At 49.9% G+C, this 19,634-nt stretch carries 17 protein-coding genes; 13 read left to right on the forward strand and 4 right to left on the reverse strand.

The window, feature by feature from the left end; all coding sequences use genetic code 11:
• The 4 genes from AC07W7_RS10650 to AC07W7_RS10665 form a co-directional block, all read right to left on the reverse strand.
• A complete protein-coding gene (locus AC07W7_RS10650) occupies window positions 1-780 on the reverse strand; it encodes a phosphocholine cytidylyltransferase family protein (protein ID WP_495039273.1) in 780 nt (259 codons plus the stop codon).
• The gene (locus AC07W7_RS10655; protein WP_495039274.1) at window positions 771-1,421 is read right to left on the reverse strand and encodes a gamma-glutamyl-gamma-aminobutyrate hydrolase family protein; all 651 of its coding nucleotides are present in this window, start codon (window positions 1,419-1,421) and stop codon (window positions 771-773) included. Before AC07W7_RS10655 ends, AC07W7_RS10650 begins: the two co-directional genes overlap by 10 nt.
• A complete protein-coding gene (locus AC07W7_RS10660; RefSeq protein WP_495039275.1) occupies window positions 1,421-4,480 on the reverse strand; it encodes a PEP/pyruvate-binding domain-containing protein in 3,060 nt (1,019 codons plus the stop codon). Before AC07W7_RS10660 ends, AC07W7_RS10655 begins: the two co-directional genes overlap by 1 nt.
• A 73-nt stretch (window positions 4,481-4,553) precedes the next feature.
• The gene (locus AC07W7_RS10665) at window positions 4,554-6,647 is read right to left on the reverse strand and encodes a sulfatase-like hydrolase/transferase (RefSeq protein ID WP_495039276.1); all 2,094 of its coding nucleotides are present in this window, start codon (window positions 6,645-6,647) and stop codon (window positions 4,554-4,556) included.
• 495 nt (window positions 6,648-7,142) lie between these two features.
• Between AC07W7_RS10665 and rfaH the strand changes: the two genes are divergently transcribed.
• The 13 genes from rfaH (at window position 7,143) to AC07W7_RS10730 (ending at window position 19,626) form a co-directional block, all read left to right on the forward strand.
• Complete coding sequence (rfaH, locus tag AC07W7_RS10670; RefSeq protein WP_495039330.1) at window positions 7,143-7,619, forward strand: transcription/translation regulatory transformer protein RfaH; 477 nt, start codon at window positions 7,143-7,145, stop codon at window positions 7,617-7,619.
• 83 nt (window positions 7,620-7,702) lie between these two features.
• Window positions 7,703-8,746 (forward strand): FAD-binding oxidoreductase, encoded by a 1,044-nt coding sequence (locus AC07W7_RS10675; protein WP_495039277.1) that lies wholly within the window; start codon window positions 7,703-7,705, stop codon window positions 8,744-8,746.
• A 13-nt stretch (window positions 8,747-8,759) separates the two neighbouring features.
• Window positions 8,760-9,533 (forward strand): glucose-1-phosphate cytidylyltransferase, encoded by a 774-nt coding sequence (gene rfbF, locus AC07W7_RS10680; RefSeq protein ID WP_495039278.1) that lies wholly within the window; start codon window positions 8,760-8,762, stop codon window positions 9,531-9,533.
• Between the two features lie 2 nt (window positions 9,534-9,535).
• Window positions 9,536-10,621, forward strand: a complete 1,086-nt coding sequence (rfbG, locus tag AC07W7_RS10685; protein WP_495039279.1) for a CDP-glucose 4,6-dehydratase — start codon at window positions 9,536-9,538, stop codon at window positions 10,619-10,621.
• A gap of 26 nt (window positions 10,622-10,647) precedes the next feature.
• Entirely contained in the window at window positions 10,648-11,961 is a 1,314-nt protein-coding gene (rfbH, locus tag AC07W7_RS10690; protein WP_065942619.1) for a lipopolysaccharide biosynthesis protein RfbH, read from the forward strand.
• A gap of 2 nt (window positions 11,962-11,963) precedes the next feature.
• Entirely contained in the window at window positions 11,964-12,848 is an 885-nt protein-coding gene (locus tag AC07W7_RS10695) for an NAD-dependent epimerase/dehydratase family protein (protein ID WP_495039280.1), read from the forward strand.
• Complete coding sequence (locus AC07W7_RS10700) at window positions 12,845-13,864, forward strand: GDP-mannose 4,6-dehydratase (RefSeq protein WP_495039281.1); 1,020 nt, start codon at window positions 12,845-12,847, stop codon at window positions 13,862-13,864. The genes AC07W7_RS10695 and AC07W7_RS10700 overlap by 4 nt, the downstream gene beginning before the upstream one ends.
• Window positions 13,864-15,195, forward strand: coding sequence for an oligosaccharide flippase family protein (locus tag AC07W7_RS10705; RefSeq protein WP_495039282.1), 1,332 nt, complete (start codon window positions 13,864-13,866; stop codon window positions 15,193-15,195). The genes AC07W7_RS10700 and AC07W7_RS10705 overlap by 1 nt, the downstream gene beginning before the upstream one ends.
• Before the next feature lie 61 nt (window positions 15,196-15,256).
• A complete protein-coding gene (locus AC07W7_RS10710; protein WP_495039283.1) occupies window positions 15,257-16,198 on the forward strand; it encodes a glycosyltransferase family 2 protein in 942 nt (313 codons plus the stop codon).
• A gap of 52 nt (window positions 16,199-16,250) precedes the next feature.
• Window positions 16,251-17,108 (forward strand): glycosyltransferase family 2 protein, encoded by an 858-nt coding sequence (locus tag AC07W7_RS10715; RefSeq protein WP_495039284.1) that lies wholly within the window; start codon window positions 16,251-16,253, stop codon window positions 17,106-17,108.
• Window positions 17,109-17,201: 93 nt separating this feature from the next.
• Window positions 17,202-18,476: a hypothetical protein gene (locus AC07W7_RS10720; protein WP_495039285.1), complete on the forward strand. Its 1,275-nt coding sequence runs from the start codon at window positions 17,202-17,204 to the stop codon at window positions 18,474-18,476.
• Window positions 18,473-19,282 (forward strand): glycosyltransferase, encoded by an 810-nt coding sequence (locus AC07W7_RS10725; RefSeq protein WP_495039286.1) that lies wholly within the window; start codon window positions 18,473-18,475, stop codon window positions 19,280-19,282. Before AC07W7_RS10720 ends, AC07W7_RS10725 begins: the two co-directional genes overlap by 4 nt.
• Window positions 19,195-19,626, forward strand: coding sequence for a glycosyltransferase (locus AC07W7_RS10730; protein ID WP_495039287.1), 432 nt, complete (start codon window positions 19,195-19,197; stop codon window positions 19,624-19,626). Before AC07W7_RS10725 ends, AC07W7_RS10730 begins: the two co-directional genes overlap by 88 nt.
• The last annotated feature ends 8 nt before the right edge of the window (window positions 19,627-19,634 follow it).

A 19,634-nucleotide genomic window follows, 5' to 3' on the forward strand; every position in this document is an offset into this window, starting at 1 on the left:
TCAATCCTCAAGCCGGATGAAGGTATCCAGCTGACCGTTTTTAAACATCTCGTGATACTGGTTGAGGTCGTCCACGGTGTCGACTTCAAGCCAGCCGTTGTCCGTGAAGGCGGCGCGTGCGGTCCAGCCGGTATCTATAAGGTGCTGTAGATACGTGGTCATATACATGTTATCGAAGTCTTTGCCATCGCGCAGGATCGTACGATCGAGGTTATGCCAGGCCTCACGAAATGCCTTTATCTGGTCGCCCCGGACTTTTATCAGCCCCATGTATTGGCCTTGGACTTCGCTATAGTCCTTGGGCTTTTTCCCCAGTTCGGTAATGCAATTGTCATCATCGAGCTTTAATGTTTCTGCATCGGACAAAGGATTGTCCATGCGAATAGCCCAGAATCTGCGCCACTCCCGGTCAATCGATATGGCCAGTGGGGCCTCAGTGCCCAGCAGGCTTTCAAGCACCGAAGGTGTGTAGATGATATCGCCGTAGGCAATCAGCAGATCCTCACCCTCGACCATCCACTCTTCTGCGCAAAACAGTGTGGACACCATATTGGTTTCGGCAAAGCGTGGGTTGTGCAGTACCTCGACGCCCTGGCCTTCGAGGCAATCGGCACGGTATCCACCTACCAGCGCGATATCTGTCAGACCTGCAGCTCGCAGCACATCCAGTTGGCGGTGCAACAGGGCGCGCCCATTCAGTTCGACCAGGCATTTAGGCCGGTCGTCAGTGAAGGGGCGTAGGCGTGTGCCTTGGCCCGCAGCTAGAATAATTACGCGCATGGTGTGTCCTTACCGAAGAAAAACTGACGAATGAGCTGGGCGTCATAAAAGGTGTTGCTGGATGGTCGCTCGGGGTGCCACATGATGGCCATCCAGGGTAATTGGGTGTGCACAAAGGCTTCGACTGTTCCGTCGTCGGCCCAAGCCTGAGCAAGCAAATTATCTGCCAGGTCTACAGGGCGGACGCCCCAGCTGTGAAAACTATTGACGCTGCTGTAGGCGAGGAACTGCTCCTGCGTCTCGGGGCTGCTATGAACCGCGTGCAGGCAATTTACATGGCCCGAAACGGGTGCAAGATTGCCGCCCAGGAAATGGTTGAGTGCTTGCATGCCGCGGCAAACCCCCATCACTGGCAGGCTCAGCTCTGTGGCCTTGGTTAGCAGCGAGCGTTCGGTGAAGTCGCGCTCGGGCGAAGTATTGGTGGCATTGGGTAGGTGGCAAAGGTCATTGCCGCCACTCAAGATCAGCCCTGCCACGGCTTGGCGCTCTAGCCAGGAGGCGGGAGATTGCAGCCCATTGGGGACTGGTACCAGATCAATTCCCAGCCCTTCCATCAATGATGTCCAGCGCTGGTCAAGGCAGTCCCGGCGCTCTTCATAGCCGGGTACTTGCTCGACCCGTTGTGTAATTGCAATACGCATTAACGAATCACCCGAATCATCCGGTTGCTGGCATCCAGTTCCAGGGTGTGTGCCGAGGCAAGCGTGCGGTATTCGGTTTCTCCTACGCCCAGTGCTGCCGGCAGGCCGAACTCTGCAGCCCGGATGGCCATGTGGGAGTTGGCTCCTCCGTACATGGTGATCAGGCCGGCAATCTGTCGGCCAAACAGCCAGTCGTAACCAGGATCGGCCTGAGGAATCAGGGCGATTTTCCCGGCAAGGTTCTGTTCGCCTTTGCTCTGGCTCAAATCCACGCAAGCCCCGCGTACTCTGCCGGTGCCTACAAAGTTGGGTTGAGTGGCTGGATACAGGAACACATTGAAGTCTTCTTCTGTGCACAACAGAGGGGGGAGTTCAATGACTTGGATCTGTTCGTGCGTGCTCTTGCTTTGTTGTGCTTTAAGCAGCAGTTTCTTGCCTGTTTCTTCAGCATCCATGGCTGGTGTTTCGGTTCGTAACGCCAACAGTGTCTGGATATCGAGGTAAGCCAGATCTTCGCGTGAAATACCCAGCGGTTCGGCCCACTCCACCAGGATATCCAGGGCAAGGGAAAGGTTGCGGGTAAAGGCGAACTTCGCGTACTCGCGACCTTCAATGGCTTGCCGCAAAAAGAGTTCCAGTTCGTCGACATCACAAACAATACCTTGCTCAGCCAGTGCTTGCGTAAAGCGCTCGCGGGCTTGATGCCAAAGAACGCCATTGGCCATAAGTGGCGCAGGTAGGGCCTTTGCACTTTCAACAATTGGCTTGAGGTAGCGATCGGGGTCTGCGCGATAGCTCAATGAGTTGATGTCGTAGGTTCCTGGGCGCAGGTGCCCATATTTATGAACGAAAGTTTCCCAGGGCATCTCATCGCGTGCGCAGTCATGGGCGTCATGGGTCAGCATATGACTGACAGTGCGGATGGAGCCCAGGAAGTCCTCCATCTCAGCTTCGGTCAAGGCCCCAGTGCTCACGGCAGAGCGCAGAAGGGTGATGGCCACAAAAGCACTGCGCGCCAAATGTGCAAATGGCAGTGCGCCATAGCGCCGGCAGTCGAGAAGGAGCGTCCACACTTTTTCCAGTGGGGCCATGGGGGTAGCGGCTAGTTGCTCGAAGCGTCGTTCCAGCTCGTCAATTACTGCCAGATCATGGCTATTACGTTTGATCGCGTTTGCACTGATCTCACGAAGCGCAATACGCAATTGCTCGACTTCCTGTGACGAAAAGCCTCCTTCCAGGGTCAGGCGGTCATGCCAGCGCTCAAAGTCCAAGGCAAAACAGGTCGGTACTACGTCAAACTCGACTTTGTCGTGCAGGTGCGGATTGCGCTCCAGCCATGCCAGATAGAATTCAACCAGGCGGCCAGCCAGGGCCTCATCGATTGACTTGGGCACGAATGAGTTAAAGCTGGCACGGATATCCACATAAGGGTGGCCGGCAAAGCTGGCCAGCAGGGGTTGAGGGCGTACGTCCCGATACCCGTATTCAGCGCGCTGGGTAGCCCAGGTTTCGTCCATGATCAAATGACGATAGAGGCTGACGGACAGAGGAGTGGGTTTGGTGCCGATGATCTCTGCCGGATTCCAGTCGGGCATAATGCCGAATAGCGCGCGCTGACCCGCAATAAAGGGGGCCGGTTGTTGCAGCTTCTTGAACAGGTCGCGAGCACTGTCCAGGCGCGCCATGATGTCCTCGTCACTGCCGTCCCACTTGGAGTGATCGACGGCAATGGGGCGTACCTGGAGGATATGCAGGCCGGCGTCGGCGGTGATGGCGAACTCGACGTCCAGTGAGTCGTAACCCAGTAATGACTCAATCTCACGCAATGCGGGTAGCAAACCCTGCAAGCGATCCGGAATGTTTGCGCTTTGGGCACTTGCATTGCGCCGGATCATCAGGGTTTTGTGATCCTGGCTGCTGCCACTGGTGATCGACTCGGTGCTACCACTGACGTCGTCGTAATTGACAATGTAGTAGGGCGCGCCGCTGCTCAGGCTGCGGGTAAACACCACGCCGCTGGCGAGGACCTTCTCCAGCATCGGTTGCACCAGTACCTGGTTCTCAGGGTTGGCGTCGCTGTAAGAAGCGATAACGTGCTCGATTGACTCGCGCAGGTGGTTGGTATTGTCGCCATTGATGTTAAGCAGGCTGGTATAGGCGCCGGCATTGGAGTTGACGAAGCCATCCTCGGACAGCGCGCTGCTGCGGATGACCAACCGCTGATCAGGGAAGCTTTGTTGGATGGTGCCAATCAATGACTCAGGAATTTCTCGCCATTGGGCGACGGTAAAGCTCACCTGATCTTCAATTCGACTTAGCCGGACCATGCGGCGCAAGCGCCTCAGTGTCTGCGCCTTGGTCCCTAGAACAAAGTGCGCGAGGTCCTGGGGCTCATTCAATTCAGCCCAGTCGCCTTGCACATCGATCGCTTGGACGTTCATGCCCTGGCAGCGTAATGCCTCTACCAGGTCGGATAGATGGCCTTTCTGAAAGCGCTGTTGCAGATCGGTCCTGAACTCCTGCAGGTACTGAACGGCGCGGGGGCCGAAGTGTACGCAGCCAACAAACTCGGCCGAAGCGAGGCTGGATGGAATATCCGGCCCTAATCGCGTAACCGAATCACCATAGAGACACACCTTTTCACAGCGCTGCAAGTCCGAGCGTGTACGGCCGGCATAGCGGGTGCGCCATTGGCTATCCACGGCCACGCTGACGTCTGCTTGCGATTCAGCCATGGCGTCAACCAGGCTGCGACGGAAAAGGATATCGGAGTAAGAGGCCAGGCTTCTGTTCTTGTCGGTCAGGTCGACCTGCAGGAACGAATAGGCGGATTGCGTCACCTGCCAGTCAGCGTTGATGTAATAGTTGAAATCGGGGTAACGCCGCTTGACCGAGTCAATCTTGTAGCCGCCGACGAAGTGAACGTCGGACATGCGTGATGTCGTGGCGTGCAGCAGCCAGTCGATGACGCGTGTATGGCCAGAGGCGCTGCGCAGGGCGGCGTGCTCGTCGCCCTGAAAGGGCTTGCCTGCCCCGAGAAAAATTACTGCTGACTGCATGGTGGTCTTCTCGTTAATCCGTGGATCGGTGTAGCGGGTGAGTCATCTGATTAGTAGCCTACGGTGCTAGGGCTTACCAGCCTTCAGCGCCGGGGCTCCAGAAGCCGAAGCCGAAGCAGTTGCGCCGAGGGTCAACCAACTCTGGGTCAGTTCTTAAGGCAATTTTGCATGAAGCGTTAGCTCCGTGAGAAATCAGCTTGTAGGCTGCGCCGTTGGAGCGATAAATGTACTGAGGCGTTGCTTCTGTGCTGAGTTCGGGATCTCGCGGTAGTGATAGAAGAAAAGTCGGCGCGAGATTGGGAATCCAGTTCTGGGCGGCGTTTCCCCAGATGCTATAGAGTCCGTCGAAGCCTTGGCTTGGCGGGTAGCTGCCTTTGGCTTCACGATACTTTTCCAGGGCGCTCCGAATCTCTTCAAGGTCGCGCTTGCGCTGAAGATATAGGGTCATTTCAGACGCTTTGAACGTGACTCTGCCGGTGTTTTTAAGGGCTGCCAGAAAATCACGTTCTCTTGGGACAACGACGGTCATTTGGGTGTCGTAGTCATGAGAAGACGCTGAGTCTTTAACAATATCGAAGTAAAGCTGTGGGCTAGTGTCTTCGGCTTCTGTGTTTAGCAGGTCCAAGCCCTTGAAGTCGCCGCATTTTTGGTTTTCTGGTGACTGAAGGCACAGCGTCTTAGCCAGATCGCTCAAACTCACCAACGCATTATTATAGATCAATGAGTCTTGCTCGCTTGCTCGGGGTTTGAGCATCAGTAGCGGGCGATAGCGATTGTAGCCCCAGAGCGGCTGGCCGTTAAAGGCGATGCCGTCCGGGTCGTAGTCAAAGTTGGGAGCAATTGCGCCATGGTCGCTCTTCACGATAAACGTTGTTTTATCGTAAATTTTTAACTCTTTGAGCTTTTGAATAAAGTCAGCAGTTTGTTGCAAGGCACAGTGAGTTTCGTTTATGAGGCCTTGGTAGTTCTGATTCGCATCGAACCATTCTTTACTGTCGCTTCTGTAATTGCACTTTTCATCGAAGTCAACCGGGAAGTGTGTGTGCAGAAAGTGCATATATCGGACGGTTCGTTTGCTATCAGTCAAGTGGATGTTTCGGATGAGTGCCGTCACCTCTTCGTTTTGAAGAGTGCTTAAAGCATCCCAAGCCGCACCTTGATGCACAAGCGCGCGTTCTGCTTTGTGGTCGTGGAGATAGTTTTTTTGGAGGTTGCGAAGTTTTGTATCAGCGAATTTAGCAAGTTCTGGAGTGCCGATTCGCGCTGCAATATGTGGATAAAAACTGAGCGCAATCGACGAGCGTTCGGTAAAGTTACTATCTGTTAGCGTGCCTGGAATAATAATGTCAGAACGACTTTCATTGAAGGCACTGTAAGGACCATAGGTCATGATATCTGAGCCTATCACCTGTTCGCGCTTTATTGAATTCTGGTTGTTGATCATTTTTGATGGAAGTTCACTTGAGAGTTCGCTTAGCTCTCTAAAGTTTATGTTTCCATAAATCTCCGATCGCAGAGACGCAAGCGTCGCAGGGGCAAGGGATACGGCATTGTCATAAAAGATGAAGTCTTTGAATGCTTGTTTAAGTTCAGGGCTGTCAGCGATGACTTGTTTGGCTACATTGCCTGCAGTGCCGTCAAAACTCAGAATGATTACGTTGTCAGAACTGGATAGCCCGGAAAAGCGACTCATGGAGGCGCCTGTATTATAGAGTGCGTATGCAGCTGAACCTAGTGAAGTGGAAATTAGAATGATTACGAAGGCCTGTGCAGCAGGCTTGAATTTTGTATAAGTAAGCAGGGTAAGAGCGAGTGAGAGTCCTGCCACGAGAATGAGATTTTTATAATTGGTTGGCAAGTCCTCTGGGGAGACCATTCCCGCTTGACCTGCCAGCGGTAATAATAGGCCTGCGAGAGATGCCCAGAATATCAAAAAGTAGAGCGCGCCGGAAGCGAGCCATTTTAGGCGTAAAAATATGAGTAGGAGGTCTGTGAGAAAAAATAAAAAAGCAAAAAGTACTGTAGATGCTAATGAAAAAATAAAGAACCCACTGATACTGAAGTTTATATCTGCAAGGGATAAGTAAAGAGCATAGAGTGGTATCCATAAAAATAGAGTGGACGCAGCAAAAAAGCTAAGAGTCAAGCGTTTAAAATAAGCTGGCATGTTGTTTCCAGGCCCCTACGGAAAAATAAAAATGTGTAATTTTTGTAACGAGAGCTGGCATTTTATAGGAAATGCTCTATGGGTTCATCTTTTTTGAACTATTTTGTCATTTTGTTGTCTTCTCGCGCCTGGGATCTAGCGCGGCTACGCCGCAACGAGCAGCGAAACAAAAAAGATACATAAGGCCTGGGTTGCGCCTTCTCGGTGGGTGTGGGGGGATGTTGCTTTAATCGGCGTCTCTGGCTCTTGGGTAGTGCGGTCCGCACCTAAAAAAGGCCAAAGGTTACTGAAAATCTCCAATGGCCGTATAATCGGTCACTTGAGCATTGTCGCGCTAAATAGAAGCATAGTGCCATGCATGCTTACGGCTGGGCGCGCGCGACTGTTTTGGATATCAATGGGGTAAGGAGGCTGGTCGAGGCCTTGAGGATTTTCGGTGATAAATACATGGTGCTAAGGTGCAGTGACGGCTCGGCCGCTTCCGACGTCTCCCGGATGTTCGCCTGGTACCTTGTGCAATGTAAGCCGCGGCAGGATGAGCGTGCCGAGGAGAATCTCACCCGTCAGGGCTATATGTGCTGTCGCCCAATGTATGATCGGGAAAAGATCATACGTGGTCGTCGCCAGGTTCTATCGGAGTCTTTGTTTCCTGGCTACCTGTTCATACAGATAACGGATGACGCAAGCTGGTCTCCCTTGCGTTCTACTCGCGGCGTGAGCCACGTGGTGAAGTTCGGTGGAAAGCCGCTTGCAGTGAATGATCGGCTCGTGAGCCAGTTTCAAAACCGTGATGGTGCGTTGTCCATAGTCTTTCGGGAAGGCGACAAGGTTCGAATCCTAGACGACGGCTTTGCTGGAGTCGAGGCCATTTTCAAGGCTGCAACCGGTGACGAGCGTGTTGTGCTGCTTATAAAGCTACTCAATCGTGCACAGGAACTGACGCTGCCACTCAAAAGCGTCGCTTCATATTGAGGTCGAAGAGGGATGTTGACATCGTAGGCTGTGCGTCCTCGAGGCTATGACGACAAACCTTGGGGCGGTAGCGTGTCTGGTTCATGTACTCTTTTCTGTCTTTTAATCAAACTTTTCAAGAACGAACTGCAATCACCATGTCAACTGTAACCCTGTCTAATGAAAAGACATTTATCTGTGAGCCGGGCGTAACGCTCCTGGACAGTGCAAAAAAGCATGGTGTAGTGCTGGAGTACAGCTGTCGTTCGGGGCGCTGCGGCGTCTGTCGGTCCCACGCTGTCGGGGAGACCCAGGTCATTCATCATGATGAGTCCGTGCTGACCCCGGAAGAACTGGCGGCCGGCTTTATCCTGACATGCTGCCGGACTGCTGTGGCCGATGTGCGCCTCGACATTGAAGATCTCAGCCTGTTCGCGGACATCCAGAGCAAGACGCTGCCTTGTCGAGTTGACGGGGTCAGGCGGCTCGCAGATGACGTGGTGGAAGTCGTTCTCAGGCTGCCACCGAACAATCCGCTCAAGTATCTTCCCGGTCAGTACGTTGATGTCATCGGCAAAAATGGTGTGAGAAGAAGCTACTCGGTGGCCAACGCTCCTCGTTCGGATGGAAAGCTGGAGTTGCAGATCCGGCAAGTTGCTGATGGCGTAATGAGCCAATACTGGTTTGAAGAAATTGCTGCGAATGACCTGCTTCGGCTCGAAGGCCCCCAAGGTACTTTTGCGCTGCGCAATACGTCGCCAACCAACCTGATATTCCTGGCGACAGGCACGGGCATTGCCCCGGTCAAAGCCATTCTTGAGCAGTTGATTGCAGATCCTGCTCAGGTAGTGGGTAAAAATATCCGGATTTACTGGGGTGGGCGTCGTGAGGCTGACCTCTATTGGCAGCCGGAGCTGGGCTCGCTTCCGGCCACGTTTATCCCGGTGCTGTCGCGTCCAGGCGACGGTTGGAGTGGTCCGGTTGGTTATGTGCAGGATATTGTCGAGAACGATGCTGTCGAACTTGCAGACGCAGTTGTTTATGCTTGTGGCTCAGAGAGCATGATCCATAGCGCCAAAGAGAAACTCCTGGCCCTTGGCCTACCACACAAGAATTTCTACTCCGACGCTTTTGTAAGCTCGAATTAATTAAGGATAAAAGATGAAAGCTGTGATTTTGGCAGGCGGGCTAGGCACAAGGTTGAGTGAAGAAACCAGTACCCGGCCCAAGCCAATGGTGGAAATTGGCGGGAAGCCAATCTTGTGGCACATCATGAAAATGTATTCTGCACATGGCATTAATGACTTCATTATCTGCTGTGGCTACAAAGGCTATGTCATCAAAGAGTACTTCGCCAACTACTTCCTCCATATGTCAGATGTCACTTTTAACATGCGTGATAACACCATGGAAGTGCATGACAAGCGTGCAGAAGCCTGGAATGTCACGTTGGTCGATACCGGCGATGAGTCGATGACCGGCGGCCGTCTGCGCCGCGTCGCCGAATACGTAAAAAATGAAGAGTCTTTTTGCTTCACCTATGGTGATGGTGTCGGTGACATTGATATCAGCGCGACGATCGAATTTCACAAAAAGCACGGCAAGGCCGCTACGTTGACTGCGACCTACCCACCAGGTCGTTTCGGCGCGCTGGACATTCGCCAAGGGCAGGTCCTCAACTTCAAGGAAAAGCCCAAGGGTGACGGCGCCATGATCAATGGTGGCTTTTTTGTCCTGAAACCTCAGGTGCTCGACTACATCTCTGACGACAGCAGTGTATGGGAGCAGGAGCCTTTGATGACCCTCGCAGCCGATAATCAACTGATGGCATACGAGCATCAAGGCTTCTGGCAGCCGATGGATACCTTGCGAGACAAACACTTGCTTGAAGAGCTTTGGACATCGGGCAAGGCACCATGGAGAAGCTGGGAGTGAAAATGAAAGCTTCTGTCACTCCGGCCTTCTGGAAAGGCAAAAAGGTATTCCTGACGGGCCATACTGGTTTCAAGGGAAGTTGGCTGTCCCTGTGGTTGCAAAGCATGGGGGCTGAGGTCAAGGGTTATGCCTTGGCTCCGCCTACCACTCCGGCGCTTTTCGATGAGGCGCGAGTCGAGGGGGGAATGCAGTCGCAAATCGGTGATATCCGGGATCTACAGGCCGTGACTCAGAGTATGGTCAGTTTTGGCCCGGATATCCTGATTCATATGGCAGCCCAGCCGCTGGTGCGTCTGTCTTATAAGCAGCCGGTCGAAACCTATGCCACCAACGTGATGGGGACCGTGCATGTACTTGAGGCGGCACGTCAATGCCCTGGCCTGCGCGCAATCGTCAACGTCACCACAGACAAGTGCTACGAAAACCGCGAGTGGGAGTGGGGTTATAGAGAAGATGAGCCTATGGGGGGGCATGATCCCTATAGCAACAGCAAAGGCTGCGTCGAGCTCGTAACATCAGCCTATCGCAACTCGTTCTTCGGCAGTGGACAACCCACTGCCCTTGCATCTGCGCGCGCTGGCAATGTAATCGGCGGCGGCGATTGGGCCGAAGATCGGTTGATTCCAGATATACTCGCAGCCTTTGAAAAGCAACACCCGGTAGTTATTCGCAATCCTCAGGCGACACGACCATGGCAGCATGTGTTGGAGCCACTCAGTGGCTATCTGGTACTGGCTGAGAATCTGTGGGAGCGTGGTCAGGCGGTGGCTCAGGGCTGGAACTTTGGTCCGAAAGATGAAGATGCCCGGCCGGTCGACTGGATCCTGGACCATATGGTCCAGACGTGGGGAGAGGGCGCGAGTTGGGCCCTGGATCAAAACCCCCAGCCCCATGAGGCACGCTACCTGAAACTTGATGTATCAAAGGCCCGCGCTCACTTGCACTGGTCGCCGACGTGGTCCCTGGAGACAACATTGGCCTACATCGTCAATTGGCACAGAGCCTGGTTGGCCGGGGATGATGTTCACTCCCTGTGTCTGCAGGAAATCGATGCCTATATGGCCGCCATGTCTTCATGCGGCAAGTAACCCAAATTTTTCAAGCAGGAAACGCCATGACACCCGATATGCTTCGCCAGGAAATCAGTAAACTCGTTGAGCAGTACGCTCAAGCCGCCCTGGCGCCCAAACCTTTTGTTGCCGGGGAAAGCGTTATTCCGCCTTCCGGCAAGGTTATTGGGGCTCGTGAGCTGCAATTAATGGTTGAGGCCTCTCTGGATGGCTGGCTGACCACTGGGCGTTTCAATGCACAGTTTGAACAGAAGTTGGCTGAGTTCCTGGGCGTCAAATATGCCCTGTCGGTCAACTCTGGTTCTTCGGCCAACCTGGTTGCCTTCAGTACACTGACCTCCCCGAAGTTGGGTGATCGTGCGATCAAAAAAGGTGACGAAGTAATCGGCGTTGCCGCCGGCTTTCCGACTACGGTCAACCCAATCGTCCAGTTCGGCGCCATCCCGGTGTTCGTCGATGTCGATATGGTCACTCATAACATTGACACCAACTTGATTGAAGCGGCGATTACGCCCAAGACCAAGGCCATCATGCTTGCCCACACCCTGGGTAACCCGTTCAACCTGGGTGCAGTCAAAGCCATCTGCGACAAGTACAACCTGTGGCTGATCGAAGACTGCTGCGACGCGTTGGGTGCCACCTACGACGGTAAGCTGGTAGGTACCTTCGGTGATATCTGCACCTTGAGCTTCTATCCGGCTCACCACATCACCATGGGTGAGGGCGGTGCGGTTTTCACCAACAGCCCACAGTTGAAAGTGATCGCTGAGTCTTTCCGCGACTGGGGTCGCGATTGCTACTGCGCACCAGGTTGCGACAACACCTGTGGCGACCGCTTCGGCCAGCAATTCGGCAGCCTGCCACAGGGCTACGACCACAAGTACGTATATGCGCACTTGGGCTACAACCTTAAGATCACCGATATGCAAGCGGCCTGCGGCCTGGCCCAACTGGACCGTGCGCAAGAGTTCATTGACACGCGCAAGCGCAACTACGTGCTGCTCAAAGAGCGTCTGAGCAGCTTGTCCGACTTCCTGGAAATCGCTGAACCTACGCCAAACAGCGATCCTTCGTGGTTTGGTTTCCCGGTGACACTCAAAGAAAGCTCGGGTGTACAGCGCGTTGACCTGCTGAAGTTCCTGGATCAGAACAACATCGGCTCACGTCTGTTGTTCGCTGGGAACCTAACACGTCAGCCGTACTTCCAGGGTATCGAATACCGTGTAGTCGGAGAGCTGACCAACACGGATCGCACGATGAACCAGACATTCTGGCTGGGGATTTATCCCGGCTTGGGCCAGGCGCAGTTCGATTTTATTGGCGAGAAGCTTGAAGAGTTTTTTGGTATTAACTTCTAAGTATGAAAAATATACTGCTGACGGGCGCTACCGGTTTTTTGGGTAGCGCACTTGCTCGCCATTGGGTCCGGGAAGGGTATCAGGTCTCGGCCTTGGTTCGCCCGACCTCGTCGTTCATCAGGATTGAAGATCTACTCACGGATCTTCAGTTATACACCTGCGTCAGTGACGAAGATGTGTCCTCGGCGGTTGCTACGGTTGCTCCAGACTATATTGTGCATACCGCATGTGCCTATGGGCGTGGTGGGGAGAGCTTCGTTGATATATTCGATACGAATGTGCGTTTCGGACTCCTGCTACTAGAGGCGGCCAAGCAACTGGGTAAGGATGTTGCTTTCGTGAATACGGGCACCATACTCGATCCTGCCGTCAGCAGTTATGCCATGTCGAAACACACTTTCAGTGCCTTCGGCGCCCTTCAGGCGGGGCAAAGTGGCTCGTCGGTCAAGTTCGTCAATGTCGCCCTGCAGCATATGTATGGCCCTGGTGATGACAGCAGCAAATTCACAACTTATGTAATTGGTTCGTGTCTGACGAATGTCGAGGCACTGAATCTGACATCCGGGGTCCAAAAACGGGATTTTGTGTTTATTGATGATGTTGTCAGTGCCTACGATGTGATCCTTTCACGTATGTCGAGTATTACCGGTGCCCAAGAGATTGAAGTCGGATCAGGTGATGCGTGGCCGGTACGCCATTTCGTAGAATTGGCGCACGCCATGACTTCATCACGTACGCAGTTGAATTTTGGCGCTGTGCCGTATCGTGCAAATGAAGCAATGCTCTTTCAGGCAGATACCCGCCGGCTTCGTACACTCGGTTGGGAGCCACGTACCTCTCTAGAAGAGGGGATACAAAAAACGATAGACAAGGATATTATTCGATGAAGTTGCTCATTACGGGCGGTTGTGGATTTCTTGGCAGCAACTTGGCGTCCGACGCCATTCAGCGCGGTGATGAGGTTGTTATTTTCGACAGCTTGTACCGCAGTGGCTCACGGGAGAACCTAGGTTGGCTGCAAAGCCAGGGGGGATTCACGTTCGAGCACGGCGATATTCGAAATCAAAACGATATTACTCGAGTCGTTCAGTCATATAAGCCTGATGTGATTTTCCACTTGGCAGGCCAAGTTGCAATGACCACTTCTATTGCGAACCCGCGAATGGACTTTGAGGTCAATGTGATGGGAACGCATAATCTTCTGGAAGCGGTAAGGCTGTATGCCCCCGATGCGACGGTTGTGTATTCTTCGACCAACAAGGTGTATGGCGACCTTGAGCAATTTGCGTACCGTGAAACCACATCGCGGTACGAGTGTATAGATAAGCCAAAGGGCTTTGACGAAACCACTCAACTCGATTTCCACTCTCCCTACGGTTGCTCCAAAGGCGCCGCAGACCAGTACATGTTGGACTATGCACGTATTTTTGGCCTGAACACCGTGGTGTTCCGACACTCATCAATGTACGGGGGACGCCAGTTTGCAACCTATGATCAAGGCTGGGTCGGTTGGTTCTGCCAGAAAGCGATTGAACTGAAGACAGGCGCATCCAGCGGCCCATTTACTATTTCTGGCACTGGCAAGCAGGTGCGTGATGTTCTGCACGCCGATGACATGAAAACGCTGTACATGAGCGCAGTGAGTAACATCGAGAAAGCCAAGGGGCAGGCATTCAACGTCGGGGGAGGGATAGATAACAGCCTTTCGTTGCTTGAGTTGTTTAGGTTATTGAATGAAATCAATGATATCGAACTGCTATATACCAAGCTTCCAGTTCGTGAGAGTGATCAGCGGGTATTTGTAGCTGATATTGCCAGGGCCCATCAGTTGTTAGGTTGGAAACCAGCAGTTTCCTCACGTGATGGCGTGACTCAGATGGTGGAATGGGTGAGTCAGCAGTAATGTCCGAGAATGTAACCGTTGAGCGAACAAATAACTATCTGAGGCAGGTCAGGGGATCTGTTATCTATAAAGGTGCCGCTGTAGCGGCGTCTTTTCTGGTAATTCCTATTATGATTTCATATTTGGGGGTTGTACAGTTTGGTGTTTGGTCGACTTTGCTCACGATTATGTCTTGGGTTGTTTTTTTTGATCTGGGTGTTGGCAATGGACTACGTAATAAAGTTGCGGAGTCTCTTGCCAAGGATCAGCCCGATGAAGCTCGCAGCTATATCTCTTCCGCCTACAGCCTGATCGGTCTTATTGCAATCGGGCTCTGGGTGGGATTTTTTTTCATATCGTATAGTGTTTCCTGGCGGAGCGTATTTAATACTGCTGCCTTGGCTGAGGAAGACCTTAGGTATGCCGTCCAGGTTGCGGCCAGCTTTGTGTTGGTGAATTTTTGGGTAGGTTTGATTACTGCATTGTTGGGGGCAGTCCAGAAAAGTGCTTTGATATCGCTGGGTCAGCTATTTACAAACGCATTTGCGCTATTAGTTACCTACCTTCTGTACTACTTTACCGCGGGCAGTATTGACAAACTCGCTTGGATGTACGGCGCTGGGCTAGTGGGTGGGAATCTCCTGCTGACAGCCTGGTTCTACCGTAAATATAAATATTTAGTCCCCAGGCTGTCATTTCAACGGAAACATTTAACACCTCTGCTTTCTGTCGGAATTCGTTTTTTCATCATTCAGCTTGCCGTGCTCGTCGTATTCACTACTGATAAAATACTAATTACTCAGCTTTTCGGCCCGGAGCATGTCACTGAGTATGAGGTGATCTTCAAGTTGTTCAGTATTATTACATTTTTACATACGCTGATTTCATCTCCTTTATGGTCTGCATATACGGACGCCTTTCATCGTAAGGATAATGCCTGGATTGTAAGGATGTTGGGTAATCAGTTGAAGCTCTATGCGGTTGTCATTGTTGGGATAGTTTGTCTGGTTTTTCTAACCCGATTTATTGTCGGGATATGGATCGGTCATGATTTTACAGTATCGCCGAGTTTGGTTGTATTTGTTGCTCTGTTTGTTGCCATCACCACATGGAACAATATCTTTGCAATCATGCTTAATGGCGCCGGCGCCGTAAATGTTCAGCTATATACCGCGCTCTTAGCAATGATCCTAAATATACCCCTAGCTGTGCTTATGGTTAAGGTTTTTGGAATGGGAGTGGAAGGGATCGTGCTAGCCGCGACCCTGAGTCTGTTGTTCTCTGCGGTATTACTGCCTTTACAGGTGTTTAGGCTTACTCGCGCCGAGTCGCCGGATATTTCAATGGCTTAAGCACACGTTTGTGCTGAATGGAAGTCTTTTAGTCGTTAATAGATATGGATGATGAGCTGGCATGGTGTCTACAAAACCGTTGGTAAGTATTCTCGTTCCCGTGTACAACCGCGAAGGTATCATTTCGGAAACGCTAAGCGCTGCGCTCTCTCAAACATATGAAAATATAGAAGTGATCGTCGTTGACAATGCCAGTACTGATGGGACATGGGCAATCATAAGCGATTTTGCAAAACGTGACTCGCGTCTGAAGGTTTTTAAAAACGAAAGCAATCTGGGGCCTGTCCGTAATTGGTTGCGCTGTGTGGAATGTGCAACTGGCGTTTTTGCAAAGATATTATGGTCTGATGATTTGATTTCACCTGACTATCTGGAAAAAACAATTCCGTATTTTGATGATCCACAAGTTGGCTTTGTCTATACTGCAACAAAGATTTTCACTGAAGAGCCTGAGTCGGGTGTGCTTTCTTATGCCAACGGCAAAACTGGAATCTATGAGGCTGAGACTTTTATTCAGGGCGACTTTAAGTCGAAGGGCTATCCGCTATCCCCAGGGTGTGCTGTATTTTATCTCAAAGATGTAAAAGGTAATTTGATGTTGCAGGTTCCAAACGGAACTGGCAGTGATTTCTCTATGCATGCCATCGGTAACGATCTTTTGTTATTTTTGCTGACAGCTAATCAGTATAAAAAAATGGCGTTCGTATCAAATGTCTTATCTTATTTTAGATCGCACGCTGGCTCTATCAGTATCGAATCAGCGGATGGGAAGCTGCCATTACATTATGATATGGCTCGGGCGTATTTTGCAGAGACATACAGGCCTGATTTGATTGATTTATTAAATGTTAAGTTGTTTTTTGATCTGAAAAAGTATTCGGATGCCAAAAAATTTGGTCTTGAAAGTCTGTCTGATTTTTACGTGACGAATAAAAAACTCAACGTAAGTGTTTTTTATATTGGTATGGCGATTGCGCGTAGAGTTTTACGTAAATTTTCTTGACGTTCTTTTGCTTTTATATACCGTGTTAAATTTGTGCTTTTTGGAGATTGTCTTGAACACTACGCAAATAAAAACAACTGTATCAGAGCGTCTTGAGGGAGGGGCCAGGCTTGGCGTAGGTGGTCTGCTGCATTCGGAAGACGCGGTGCTGGTCACGGTTATTACTGTGGTGTTCAATGATGAAAAAAATCTTCAGCGCACGATCGATAGTGTTGCTTCGCAAACGTACAAAAATATAGAGCACATTGTTATTGATGGGGGGAGCACGGATGGAACGCTTGATATAATCCGGGACAACTCTTCTATTGCTTACTGGCTCAGTGAAAAGGATGCCGGAATCTACGATGCGATGAACAAGGGCATTCGTCATGCTTCGGGTACATGGATAAATTTCATGAACTCAGGAGATGTTTTTTTTGAAAGTACGACTGTTGAGTCTGTTTTTTTAAACTCCGAAGTATGCCAAGGTGATTTAATTTATGGCGATGTTGAAGTTGATTATGGGCACTTTAAGAAAGTAAGGAAGTCGGGAACAGTGAGCTTGCTGAAAGCTGGTATGCAGTTCAGTCATCAATCTTTATTTGCTCGTCGTTCTATTTTGGAGTTGTTTGGATTTGATCTTTCGTATCGTACTGCGGCAGATTACAATTTCATATTTTTGTCTTGGGTAAAAGGTTGTAAATTTAGCAGCGTGGACTTTGTGGTTAGTAGTGTAAGCAGTGGCGGTGTTTCTGATGTTCAACGTTTGAAAAGTCTTACGCAGCGAGCGCAAATCATAGAAAATTCAGTTGGTTTGACTATGCGCGATAAGGTTTTTTTTATTAAAGAGAACTTAAAGATTCGAGTGATTGACTTTGTTAAAAAATTACTTCCTCGTGTCTGGGTGAGTTTCTTGCAAAAAAAGAGATAGCCATATGTGCGTTAACTGCTTTTGGGGATGCGATTCGTTTAGAGTGCAGGCACTTGGTGTTGTTTAGAGTCGCTTTGGTGTAGAGGGGGTCTTGTGTTTATAAGTCTTAGCTTTGGTTATTTATTTTTAATATTGACCCTTTTGTTTTTTTTGTGCTGGTTCTATCGGCTTCCCTTTTTCAACGCTTTCTCGATCCTCCTATTTACGGTTTTGCCGTTCGAGTTAACTAAGGTTTTGATTGCCCCGTTTTATAATGGTCTAAGTGATGACCCCTACTATCTTGAGGCTATCGGCATTAACTTATTTTTTCTGGCAGTGGCATTTTTTTCATTAGTATTGTGGTTGGTCTTTTTTGGAAAGGTAAAGTTACCTTTTTTCAGAGTCTACGAGGGCGTAGACTTCATGATAACAAAGAAAAGCTTGCGGCGTAGCGCCTACGGCTTTCTGCTGATGTATGTTTTATTTTTTGTAGCGACCATGGTGCTAGGTGGTGGTGGATTGAAGTGGATTTTCAATACCCGAGAAGCCTATCAGTTGCATAGGGTGGGTGTGGGTATGTTTTATGCCTTGAGCATCTCGTTTTTATCGTTGTCCTTTGGCAGTTATATGTTTTCCTTTGTGCGGACTACATATTGGTTGTACTGGGGGATCATTTTTTATGTTGGAATGGCCTATTTCTTTGGCAGTAAAGGAATGATTTTAGACTTTGCTGTTTTTGGTTTGGTTGCATTGTGGTTTTACAGGGCGAAAGGGTTTTATCTTTGTTTGATTTTGGTTCCCTCGATTGTTTTTCCTGTAATGATTTATAATTTGTCGCAGGCGTATGGTGAGTTGGATCTTAGTCGGGTGCTTTCTTATTTTGATTATTATAATAATAGTGCAATGTTTTATAAAGCTTTTGATGAGGGTGGGTTGAGTTTTTATTGGGGTAAGATATTTACCAGTCAGTTTTGGACTTTTGTGCCTCGGTTCTTCTATCCAGAAAAACCTTTTGTTTATGGTTTTCTGTACGTGAATGAATACTTTTTCCCTGGTGCGGCAGAGGCGACTAATACTCCAGCATTCGGTGGGCCTACTGAGTTCTATGCGGATTTTGGTATGCCAGGTGTTATATTTGGTGCTCTGTTAAATCCGGCAGTTATTTGCTTTGCTTTCTTGAGTTATAATTTGGTGTATCGTTTCAAATTCACCTCTGTGGGTAATGATGTTAAAGTTGATGCGAGAGTTTATTTGCTTCTTGTTTTTTTGTTTTTTCCGGATTTTATGTTGTTTTTTAATGCGACTACAAAAGTTTTGGTGTTCTTTCTCTGGAGTTTTTATATGTACTTTTCCCGGCGTAGGGTTGTACTGCCAGCGATAAGGTCATGAGCGGGAAGTCAGGTGTTGGTTTTTTGAGTTTTTTTTGTCTAGCTATTTTTTTGGTGGCGATCGCTTTTGGCGAAAGGCTTTGGTATTCAAAAGTATTTAACTGGTTTGAGGGATCTATGATTCTGTACGATGGTATTATCTATTCTCTACAGCGAAATGGTGGGATTTCGGTTCTTTATAATGAGCTGTTTTCTCGGCTTCTAGAAGTCTCATGCAGTTACTCTGTGATTTCGTATGGCGGCGCCATGAATTTTCCATGTAAGGAAAATATTGTTCGTGCCCCGCGATTGTTTGAGCGATATAGAGATGTTGGTTTTGAGGATGTTGATATATTTCACTCTACATACTACCGGCTTCCGACTTCGTCGAGTCGTCGCTCGACAAAAGTAATTACAACTGTGCACGACTATACTTACGAGCGTTATATTGGTGGGATTAAAAGGCAGGTTCATTCTTGGCAAAAAAATAAAGCCATAAGTCAGTCCGATAAAATTATTTGTGTCTCGGAAAGTACAAAGAATGATGCCTTGGAGTTTTCGGGTGTCAGCGAAGATCGTATTGAAGTCATTCCTAATGGTGTTTCTGTAGATTACTTTCCAAATCCGGATATAGCGCTTTCGGATATTCCACAAGCTATTTTTGTTGGGGCGAGGCAGGGATATAAGAATTTTGAATCGGTTGTAAAGGCTGTCTCTTTATTCAAAGAACTGGTGCTTGTTTGTGTTGGGGGGGGGGCTTCGACAAAAAGGAGCTCGTCTTTCTTGAGAAGTCCTTACCTGGCCGGTATAGGCATGCAGGATTTTTAACCAATTCTGAATTGAATATCGAATACAATAAGGCGATGTGTTTGATTTACCCCTCTCTTTATGAGGGCTTCGGGATTCCGGTTTTGGAAGCAATGAGCGCAGGTTGCCCCGTAATTGCTGTTGACGCCTCATCCATACCGGAAGTCGCGGGAGACGCTGCGCATTTGATTGAACGCGGCGCCGTCGAGGAGATCGAAGCAGGCATCGGCGCGTTGATGCGTGACGATTATAGGCAGTCACTCATAAGTAAAGGATTTGTACAGGCCAAGAAGTTTAGCTGGGATATTACATACAAAAAAACTATGGCATTATACGAGCAAGTTCTCGGAAAAAAATTAGTTTGAAGGACGGA

The sequence above is a fragment of the Pseudomonas sp. GW821-FHT01D09 genome (assembly GCF_059422465.1).